The organism is Gordonia metallireducens (assembly GCF_021245825.1).
Classification (GTDB): Bacteria; Actinomycetota; Actinomycetes; order Mycobacteriales; family Mycobacteriaceae; genus Gordonia; species Gordonia namibiensis.
Map to the genome: position 1 here is coordinate 1 of NZ_JAJQJP010000063.1, position 3,647 is coordinate 3,647.

2 rRNA genes are annotated in these 3,647 nt (G+C 54.8%); both read left to right on the forward strand.

From position 1 onward, the window contains the following. The first annotated feature begins 142 nt into the window (after positions 1-142). Positions 143-3,278, forward strand: a 23S ribosomal RNA gene (locus LQD00_RS22670). Positions 3,279-3,391: 113 nt separating this feature from the next. Continuing rightward, a 5S ribosomal RNA gene (gene rrf, locus LQD00_RS22675) occupies positions 3,392-3,508 on the forward strand. Positions 3,509-3,647 lie beyond the last annotated feature (139 nt).

The window sequence follows — 3,647 nt, forward strand, 5'->3', positions numbered from 1 at the left end:
GTGGATGCGAGCATCTTTATTTCAAATCAACGTTTACGTTGGTCTGTGATTTAGCAKAAATTTTTTTTTGTGATGTCTACATTCGATCCCCGCTGATGTGGTTCGTGAGAACTGTTGGGGTGGGGGTGGTTTGTAGGTGTTGTTGTAAGTGTGTAAGGGCGTTCGGTGGATGCCTTGGTACCAGGAGCCGATGAAGGACGTGGTAGGCCGCGATAGTCCTCGGGGAGTTGTCAAACGAGCTGTGATCCGAGGGTGTCCGAATGGGGAAACCCAGCACGAGTGATGTCGTGTTACCCACCTCTGAATGTATAGGGGGTGTGGAGGGAACGTGGGGAAGTGAAACATCTCAGTACCCATAGGAAGAGAAAACAAAATGTGATTCCGTGAGTAGTGGCGAGCGAAAGCGGATGAGGCTAAACCATGCGCATGTGATACCGGGTAGGGGTTGTGTGTGTGGTGTTGTGGGGTTCATCTTCTTCCATCTGCCTGTGGAAGCGTGAGTCAGAAAATCGTGTGTTAGGTGAAGTGGCCTGGAATGGTCTGCCGTAGACGGTGAGAGTCCGGTAGCTGAAAACACATGGTCTTGCGTGATGGATGCCCAAGTAGCAGCGGGCTCGTGGAATCTGCTGTGAATCTGCCGGGACCACCCGGTAAGCCTGAATACTTCCTGGTGACCGATAGCGGACAAGTACCGTGAGGGAAAGGTGAAAAGTACCCCGGGAGGGGAGTGAAATAGTACCTGAAACCGGACGCTTACAATCCGTCAAAGCCTGTGCACAGTTTACTGTGGTGGGTGATGGCGTGCCTTTTGAAGAATGAGCCTGCGAGTTAGTGCTCGGTGGCGAGGTTAACCCGTGTGGGGTAGCCGTAGCGAAAGCGAGTCTGAATAGGGCGAAWGAGTCGCCGGGTCTAGACCCGAAGCGGAGTGATCTACCCATGGCCAGGGTGAAGCGACGGTAAGACGTCGTGGAGGCCCGAACCCACTTCAGTTGAAAATGGAGGGGATGAGCTGTGGGTAGGGGTGAAAGGCCAATCAAACTCCGTGATAGCTGGTTCTCCCCGAAATGCATTTAGGTGCAGCGTCACATGTTTCTTACCGGAGGTAGAGCTACTGGATGGCCGATGGGCCCCACAGGGTTACTGACGTCAGCCAAACTCCGAATGCCGGTAAGTGAGAGTGTGGCAGTGAGACTGCGGGCGATAAGGTTCGTAGTCGAGAGGGAAACAGCCCAGATCGCCGGCTAAGGCCCCTAAGCGTGTACTAAGTGGAAAAGGATGTGGGGTCGCGAAGACAACCAGGAGGTTGGCTTAGAAGCAGCCACCCTTGAAAGAGTGCGTAATAGCTCACTGGTCAAGTGATCCTGCGCCGACAATGTAGCGGGGCTCAAGTACACCGCCGAAGCCGCGGCACTCACACAATAGCCCGTCGTTTTTCTACGGAGAGGCGACCAGGTGTGTGGGTGGGTAGGGGAGCGTCCTGCATCCGTGGAAGCCACAGAGTGATCTAGTGGTGGAGGGTGTGGGAGTGAGAATGCAGGCATGAGTAGCGAAAGAAGAGTGAGAAACTCTTCCGCCGAATGACCAAGGGTTCCTGGGCCAGGCTAATCCGCCCAGGGTGAGTCGGGACCTAAGGCGAGGCCGACAGGCGTAGTCGATGGACAACGGGTTGATATTCCCGTACCCGTGTATCCGCGCCCATGCTGAATCAGTTGTACTAACCATCCAGATCCCCCAGGAGCACCTTCGGGTGCCGGGTGGGGTGATGCATGGGACCTTGGCTGGTAGTAGGCAAGCGATGGGGTGACGCAGGAAGGTAGTGGGGCCAGTCAGTGGTTGTACTGGTGTAAGCCTGTAGGGCGTGTTCTAGGCAAATCCGGAACACATTGAGCCTGAGAGGTGATGCGTAGCCGTTGCGGTGAATTCCATGATCCTATGCTGCCGAGAAAAGCCTCTAGTGAGTTGGTACACGGCCCGTACCCCAAACCAACACAGGTGGTCAGGTAGAGAATACTAAGGCGATCGAGAGAACTGTGGTTAAGGAACTCGGCAAAATGCCCCCGTAACTTCGGGAGAAGGGGGACCCAGACCGGTGAACGAATTTACTTCGGGAGCTGGTGTGGGTCGCAGAGACCAGAGAGAAGCGACTGTTTACTAAAAACACAGGTCCGTGCGAAGTCGTAAGACGATGTATACGGACTGACGCCTGCCCGGTGCTGGAAGGTTAAGAGGACCGGTTAGTGGACTTGTTCCGCGAAGCTGAGAATTTAAGCCCCAGTAAACGGCGGTGGTAACTATAACCATCCTAAGGTAGCGAAATTCCTTGTCGGGTAAGTTCCGACCTGCACGAATGGCGTAACGACTTCTCTGCTGTCTCAACCACAGACTCGGCGAAATTGCAGTACGAGTAAAGATGCTCGTTACGCGCGGCAGGACGAAAAGACCCCGGGACCTTCACTATAGCTTGGTATTGGTGTTCGGTTCGGTTTGTGTAGGATAGGTGGGAGACTGTGAAGTGGGCACGCCAGTGTTCATGGAGTCGTTGTTGAAATACCACTCTGATCGTATTGGACTTCTAACCTCGGACCCTGATCGGGTTCAGGGACAGTGCCTGGTGGGTAGTTTAACTGGGGCGGTTGCCTCCCAAAGAGTAACGGAGGCGCCCAAAGGTTCCCTCAGCCTGGTTGGCAATCAGGTGTTGAGTGTAAGTGCACAAGGGAGCTTGACTGTGAGACGTACATGTCGAGCAGGGACGAAAGTCGGGACTAGTGATCCGGCACCGGCAAGTGGAAGCGGTGTCGCTCAACGGATAAAAGGTACCCCGGGGATAACAGGCTGATCTTCCCCAAGAGTCCATATCGACGGGATGGTTTGGCACCTCGATGTCGGCTCGTCGCATCCTGGGGCTGGAGTAGGTCCCAAGGGTTGGGCTGTTCGCCCATTAAAGCGGCACGCGAGCTGGGTTTAGAACGTCGTGAGACAGTTCGGTCTCTATCCGCCGCGCGCGTAAGAAACTTGAGGAAACCTGTCCCTAGTACGAGAGGACCGGGACGGACGAACCTCTGGTGTGCCAGTTGTCCCGCCAGGGGCACCGCTGGTTAGCTACGTTCGGAAGGGATAACCGCTGAAAGCATCTAAGCGGGAAGCCTGTTCCAAGATGAGGTTTCTCACCCTCTTTGCAGGGTTAAGGCCCCCTACAGACCATGGGGTTGATAGGCCAGAACTGTACGCACAGCAATGTGTTCAGGTGACTGGTACTAATCGGCCGAGGACTTACCAACAACACCCACACACCACAGAAACCCGTTTTTCTGGTGTGTTCGCATCCACTATGACACTTCTGAAACAACACACAAACAAACAAATGACCTGTTTGTTGGTTGTTTTATAGAGTTACGGCGGCCATAGCGGAGGGGAAACGCCCGGCCCCATTCCGAACCCGGAAGCTAAGCCCTCCAGCGCCAATGGTACTGCACCTTAATCAGTGTGGGAGAGTAGGACACCGCCGAACACAACATCCCATTGTGGCCCTACACGACATCAGTTCGTGTAGGGCCACAATGCATTCCACCGAACCCCCCGGCCGGCGAGGATGTAGAAAAAACTGCGCTTATAGCGCGCATACCTTCTACGAAATCCGAGCCGGCCGG